The organism is Rossellomorea aquimaris (assembly GCF_020171925.1).
Lineage (GTDB): Bacteria > Bacillota > Bacilli > Bacillales > Bacillaceae_B > Rossellomorea > Rossellomorea aquimaris_F.
In genome coordinates this window covers 1,473,522-1,479,658 of the sequence record NZ_JAIVAR010000001.1, presented here as the reverse complement: position 1 = coordinate 1,479,658, position 6,137 = coordinate 1,473,522, and the positions used below count along the sequence as shown (strand labels likewise).

The following is a 6,137-nucleotide window of genomic DNA, read 5'->3' as shown; positions in this document are numbered from 1 at the left end:
CACTGGTACAATCATGACCGGTCAAAAGAAAAATTGGCTGGGATGAGTCCTGTCGAATACCGAACTCACTCCAGCCATTCAGCTGCATAATAAAACTCTAACTTCCGGGGGTAAGCACCCTTTTGGACGTTTTATGCAGGTTTAGAATTGAATCTTCTCCATCAAGAAGGATTTTACTTCACTGATCGGCATTCTGACTTGGTCCATTGTATCGCGGTCACGCACCGTAACCTGACCGTCTTCTACTGAGTCGAAGTCGAAAGTGATACAGAAAGGTGTACCGATTTCATCTTGTCTGCGGTAACGTTTACCGATGGAAGCTGTTTCGTCAAAATCGATCATCAAGTCCTTGGACAACTCTTCATATACTTTGAATGCATCATCAGAGAGCTTCTTGGATAACGGGAGGACTGCCGCTTTGAATGGGGCAAGTGCCGGGTGGAATCGAAGGACCGTCCTTGAATCGTTCTCTAATTCTTCTTCTTCGAATGCGTCGCATAAGAAAGCAAGCGTCACGCGGTCGGCGCCAAGTGATGGCTCGATGCAATACGGCACATACTTTTCGTTCGTCTGAGGATCCATGTAATGGAAGTCTTCGTTAGAATGTTCCATATGACGTTTTAGGTCAAAATCAGTCCTGTCCGCAACGCCCCAAAGCTCTCCCCAGCCAAACGGGAATTTGTATTCGATATCCGTTGTAGCATTGCTGTAGTGAGATAATTCTTCTTTATCATGGTCGCGCAGGCGCATATTTTCTTCATTCATTCCCAGGTTCAGCAGCCAGTTTTTACAGAATTCACGCCAGTAAGAGAACCACTCCATGTCTTCTCCCGGTTTACAGAAGAATTCCAGTTCCATTTGCTCAAACTCACGGGTTCGGAATGTAAAGTTCCCTGGAGTGATTTCATTTCTGAAGCTTTTCCCTACTTGAGCAATACCGAATGGCATCTTTTTACGCATGGAGCGCTGAACATTCTTGAAGTTCACGAAAATTCCCTGAGCCGTTTCCGGTCGTAAGTAGATTTCGTTTGTAGAAGATTCAGTAACTCCTTGATGTGTCTTGAACATTAAATCGAATTGACGGATTTCCGTGAAGTTCGCGCTTCCGCAGTCCGGGCATTTAATATCATGCTCTTTGATGATTTCTGCCATTTTGTCAAAAGACAGACCATCCACGATCATTTCGATCCCCTTTTCTTCAAGGGCATTTTCAATGATTTTGTCTGCACGATGACGTGTTTTACATTCCTTACAATCAATCATCGGATCGTTGAAGTTTCCTACGTGTCCCGATGCCACCCATGTTTGCGGGTTCATCAGGATGCTGGCATCAAGACCGACATTGTATGGGGACTCTTGAACGAATTTTTTCCACCAAGCTTTTTTGATGTTGTTCTTAAGTTCTACTCCCAGTGGACCGTAATCCCATGTGTTTGCTAAACCTCCGTAGATTTCGGAGCCCGGGAATACAAATCCGCGGTGTTTTGCTAAATTCACTACTTGTTCCATTGACATATAAGTCACTCCTTTTTATCATTCATGAATTAAAGTGCATGATGAGCCAAATAAAAAAGCTCGTCGCTAGGCTATGCCTAGGGACGAGCTTGTAACTCGCGGTTCCACCCTAGTTGATATACAGTATACCTGTATACCCACTTTAGAATTTGAACAGCTCGGGATTGCCGTTTCCCTGCATTCCGGGCTTTCACCATCCCCGGTCGCTAATGCTTGCAAGTACTTATGTATCCGTCTCAGCTTTATATGGTTGTAAGATGAAAATATTTTATCATGATGGTGATGAAAGTACAACACCCTCTGATGCAAAGATAAAACATTTGAAGTTTTCATTAAAAAAAGATACTCTTTGATAATATGCATAGTGTTGTCACGTTCACTTCATAATATTCTCTTTTCATTTTCCGTAAATAGTATATAATATTCATTATAAAGTATAACATAATCGTTTGTTCGTTAGGTGGTGAGTAACAATCGAACTAAATAAAAGGCAAGAACACATATTGCAGATCGTGAAGGACAATGGGCCGATTACGGGAGAACAGATTGCAGATCAATTGAATCTGACGAGGGCAACGCTCAGGCCTGACCTTGCCATCCTGACAATGGCCGGGTATTTGGATGCGAGACCGAGGGTCGGATACTTTTACACCGGAAAGACCGGCACCCAGCTCTTGACAGAAAACCTGAATAAAATTTATGTTAAAGACTATCAGTCCATCCCAGTCGTGGTCAATGAAAATGTGTCTGTTTATGATGCAATCGTTACGATGTTCCTCGAGGATGTCGGTACGTTATTCGTAGTGGATGAGAATACATATCTGGTAGGCGTGTTGTCCAGGAAAGACCTGCTGAGGGCAAGTATCGGGAAGCAGGAACTCAGCACCCTTCCGGTGAATATCATTATGACTAGGATGCCTAATATCACGACATGTGAAAAAGATGATCTCCTGATCGGTGTGGCCAAGGACCTCATCCATAAGCAAATCGATTCCGTCCCTGTAGTGAAGAAAACCGAAAGCGGGGATATGGAGGTCACGGGTAGGATTACGAAGACAAATATCACAAAAGCATTTGTAGCATTGGCAGAAGAAGAGTAGAAGGTGGTGAAGGATCGTGAAAGAACCGATCATTTATGTTGTTTCCGACTCAGTGGGAGAGACCGCTGAATTAGTGACGAAAGCGGCCATTAGTCAATTCAATGGTTCAAATACGGTCATTAAACGCTTTCCATATGTCGAGGATTTTGAAAATATCGATGAAGTCATTTCCCTTGCGAAACTGAATCAAGGATTGATCGTCTATACGCTCGTGAAGCCGGATATGAGGGCGTACATTAAAGAACAAGCAGATAAAGAAGAACTTTATGCATTCGATATCATCGGTCCTTTGATGGATAATTATCAAACGATCTATAATAAGGATCCGTTATTTGAGCCTGGTACGGTACGGAAGCTTGACGATGATTACTTCAAGAAAGTTGAAGCGATCGAATTTGCGGTGAAATATGATGATGGCAGGGATCCAAGAGGCATTCTCAAGGCGGACATCGTTCTCGTTGGTGTTTCGAGGACAAGTAAGACCCCTCTATCCCAATACCTTGCACACAAGCGGTTCAAGGTCGCGAACGTCCCGCTGGTACCAGAAGTCGACCCTCCTGAAGAACTTTTCAACGTTTCACCGAAGAAATGTTTCGGATTGAAAATCTCTCCTCAAAAGTTGAATACCATCAGGAGAGAGAGGTTAAAATCACTTGGACTCAATGATGAAGCGAGCTATGCCAACATCAAGAGGATTGAGGAAGAGTTGACTTATTTTGAGAAAATCTCGAAGCGGATGGGTTGCCACGTGATCGATGTGACCAACAAGGCAGTGGAAGAAACGGCAAATATCATAACCAACATTTATCAGCGCACAAACAACTCATAATGAAGAACGATCCTGCCAATGGGAAATGGATGGGATCGTTCTTTCGTTTTGTCTTGATGACATAAAGGACGGCACACCATGACGGGGTGCTTAATGGCATTCCTTCGATGGATCCTGGCGGTCATTTAGCATAAACTGAAAATCCAATAAATTCTTCAGTTAAATTAGTGGTCAAACCTGTCCGATTATACTATAATAAAAAATTGTGATAAAAATATTTAAAATAGGTTTAGACTAAACTCTTAAGGAATAAACTAATTATTGTGATATGTCAAGTCCCGTCTTAATTTTTTCACGATCCTACCTGATTTCCAAGTAAAAGTTACGCTGGGGAGAAGGATAATGCGGAGTGATGTAGAATAGGTAGTAATAGCAAACAAAAATCTACAGTTTTTGTAGACGCAGATGCTTGTCCTGTAAAACAGGAAATCATCCGGTTATCGGGATCCTATGGTTTTGAGGTCGTCTTTGTAGCTTCCAATGCCCACCGGAAGAATGCCCCGGATGAGGGGAGATGGGTGTACGTGGACAGTGAAAAGGAAGCGGCGGACCTTTATATCATGAACCATGTCCGATCCGATGACGTTCTTGTTACACAGGATATAGGACTCGCGAGCTTGGTATTGCCTAAAAAAGTTTATGTCCTTTCTCCTAGGGGAAAGGTTTACAGGGAAGAGAGTATCGTGACGGCACTTGATTACCGATACGTGGCAGCCAAGGAGAGAAGAAAAGGGAATTATGGAAAAGGGCCAAAGCCTTTTACAAATGATGACCGTAAGGAATTTTCAACACAATTCGAGAAAATTTTATCGGATCTTGCAGGAAAATATTGATTCTTACAGAATGCATAAAGAGGGAAATGAAAAACAGGTGATAGATAGTGTCTGATAGAATCCCTGAAGAAACATTAAATAAAATATTGTCATCTACGGATATTGTAGATGTTGTCAGTGATTATGTACAGCTGAAGAAGCAAGGGCGTAATTACTTCGGGCTTTGTCCATTCCATGGAGAAAACACTCCATCCTTCTCCGTATCGCCTGACAAACAGATTTTTCACTGCTTTGGATGTGGTGCCGGTGGAAATGCATTTACATTCTTAATGGATGTTGATGGCCTTTCTTTCATCGAAGCTGCCCAAAAGCTTGGAGGCAAGGTGGGAGAAGAGATTACGGTCTCCAAACCTTCCGGTGAGGCAGAATCGCCTCCTCAAGAAGATGAAACACAGATGATACAGGCCCATGAGCTATTAAGTAAATTTTACCATCATCTGCTCATAAATACAAAAGAGGGTCAGGAAGCCCTGGAGTACTTGCTTGCAAGGGGCTTTACAACCGAAAGCATCAAGAAGTTCCAAATCGGCTGGTCGCTCCCGAGTTGGGATTTTACAGTCAAGTTCCTTCAGAAGCGAGGCTACTCCCTTGAATTGATGGAAGATGCCGGTCTGTTGGTCAGAAGGGAAAAGGATCAATCATTTCTCGACCGCTTCAGAGGCAGGATCATGTTTCCCATCACAGACCCCAAGGGAAAAGTTGTTGCCTTTTCGGGAAGAAGCCTCAAGTCCGGGGATGAGCCGAAATATTTGAACAGCCCTGAAACAAAGATATTTAATAAAAGCCGCATCTTATACAACTATCATGAATCCAGGGCAATGATCAGGAGAAAACAGCAAGTCATTCTTTTCGAAGGCTTCGCTGATGTCATTTCCGCCAGCGGTGCATCCGTTGAAAATGGGGTTGCGACCATGGGGACTTCATTGACAGATGGACAGATTGCGTTGATTAAGCGTTTGACAGATTCCGTCGTCATTTGTTACGACGGAGATTCTGCCGGGATCGAGGCTGCATTCAGGGCAGGAAATCTCCTGCTTCAACATCATTTATCGATTCGTGTTGCGATGATACCGGAACGTATGGACCCTGATGACTACATTTCGAAATACGGCCAAGAGAAGTTTCAACAAGATGTAATAGGGGCCAGCTTGACATTCATGGCATTCAAGCTTCGGTATTATAAACAGAATAAAAACTTAAATGATGAAGGAGACCGCCTTCGGTATATAGAAGACATACTTAAGGAAATCACATTGTTGAGCAATGCGGTCGAACGGGATTATTACATCAAGTACCTTGCAGATGAGTTTGATGTATCAAGGGATGCATTACTTCAACAGCTTGATGAATTAAGCGGTTCGATGAAGGGGAAGACAAAGCCTAAGGCACCTGTACCCCCACCAATACAACATCGGCCAGTGGTGCAGACAAAGCTGCTTCCAGCCTATCAAACCGCAGAAAGAAGACTCATTGCCTATATGCTGAAAGATCCGAATACAGCCTATAAGGTTCAGGACTTGCTGGGCGGAAGCCACCTCAATATTGATGAGCATCAAGCCATTATTACTTATTTATTGGGTTATTACGAGGAGGGAATGCCTCCGGGGGCCAGCTCCTTCATAGGATACCTGCCTGATGAAAGGCTCAGAAGGATCGTAAGTGAGATTGAAATGATGTCGATCAGCGATGAATGCACAGAACAAGAGTTAATGGATTATGTCCAGTCGGTTTTAAAACATCAAAAGATGTTGAAAATAAAAGAAAAAGAAACAGAAAGAAAAGAAGCACAAAGGCAAAATGATTATCGTAAAGAAGCTCAGATAGCGATGGAAATCTTACAGCTGCGTAAGTCTCTATAAA

6 protein-coding genes are annotated in these 6,137 nt (G+C 43.1%); 5 read left to right on the top strand and 1 reads right to left on the bottom strand.

Features of this window, described 5'->3' with window-relative positions:
• On the top strand, positions 1 to 90 hold a 90-nt coding region (locus LCM10_RS20860; RefSeq protein WP_224875669.1), incomplete at its 5' end, for an IS3 family transposase.
• A gap of 51 nt (positions 91 to 141) precedes the next feature.
• Here LCM10_RS20860 and LCM10_RS07710 read toward each other — a convergent pair.
• Positions 142 to 1,515 carry a glycine--tRNA ligase gene (locus LCM10_RS07710; protein ID WP_224875546.1) on the bottom strand — a complete coding sequence of 458 codons (1,374 nt, stop codon included), beginning with the start codon at positions 1,513 to 1,515 and terminating at the stop codon, positions 142 to 144.
• A 473-nt stretch (positions 1,516 to 1,988) separates the two neighbouring features.
• Here LCM10_RS07710 and LCM10_RS07705 point away from each other — a divergent pair, with 473 nt between their 5' ends.
• The 4 genes from LCM10_RS07705 (at position 1,989) to dnaG (ending at position 6,136) form a co-directional block, all read left to right on the top strand.
• Positions 1,989 to 2,615: a helix-turn-helix transcriptional regulator gene (locus LCM10_RS07705; protein ID WP_224875668.1), complete on the top strand. Its 627-nt coding sequence runs from the start codon at positions 1,989 to 1,991 to the stop codon at positions 2,613 to 2,615.
• A 13-nt stretch (positions 2,616 to 2,628) separates the two neighbouring features.
• Positions 2,629 to 3,444: a pyruvate, water dikinase regulatory protein gene (locus LCM10_RS07700; RefSeq protein WP_224875667.1), complete on the top strand. Its 816-nt coding sequence runs from the start codon at positions 2,629 to 2,631 to the stop codon at positions 3,442 to 3,444.
• A gap of 359 nt (positions 3,445 to 3,803) precedes the next feature.
• Positions 3,804 to 4,277: a YaiI/YqxD family protein gene (locus LCM10_RS07695; RefSeq protein WP_224875666.1), complete on the top strand. Its 474-nt coding sequence runs from the start codon at positions 3,804 to 3,806 to the stop codon at positions 4,275 to 4,277.
• 47 nt (positions 4,278 to 4,324) lie between these two features.
• Positions 4,325 to 6,136: a DNA primase gene (gene dnaG, locus LCM10_RS07690; protein ID WP_224875545.1), complete on the top strand. Its 1,812-nt coding sequence runs from the start codon at positions 4,325 to 4,327 to the stop codon at positions 6,134 to 6,136.
• Position 6,137 lies beyond the last annotated feature (1 nt).